Annotated in this window: 1 protein-coding gene; it reads left to right on the top strand. The window is 64.8% G+C overall.

Features of this window, described 5'->3' with window-relative positions; translation table 11 throughout:
* A partial coding sequence (locus tag F6S12_RS33190) for a zinc-binding dehydrogenase (RefSeq protein WP_315870044.1) occupies positions 1-347 on the top strand: 347 nt, incomplete at both ends.

Genomic DNA, 347 nt, shown 5'->3' with positions numbered 1-347 from the left:
CCTGGGAAACCATCGACTACAGCCATGAAGACGTGGCCCAGCGAGTGCTGGAACTGACCGGCGGGAAGAAGTGCCCGGTGGTCTACGACGGCGTGGGCAAGGACACCTGGCTGACCTCCCTGGACTGCCTGGCCCCACGCGGGCTGATGGTCAGCTTCGGCAACGCCTCTGGCGCAGTGGACGGGGTCAACCTGGGGATTCTCTCGGCCAAGGGCTCGCTGTACGTGACTCGGCCGACCCTGGCCAGCTACGCCAACAATGCCGAGAACCTGCAGCGCATGGCCGACGACCTGTTCGGCATGATTGCCAGCGGCAAGCTGAAGATCGAGATTGGCCAGCGCTTCGCC

This window comes from Pseudomonas sp. JV245A (assembly GCF_032424515.1).
Lineage (GTDB): Bacteria > Pseudomonadota > Gammaproteobacteria > Pseudomonadales > Pseudomonadaceae > Aquipseudomonas > Aquipseudomonas protegens.
This window is presented reverse-complemented; position numbering and strand designations above follow the sequence as displayed.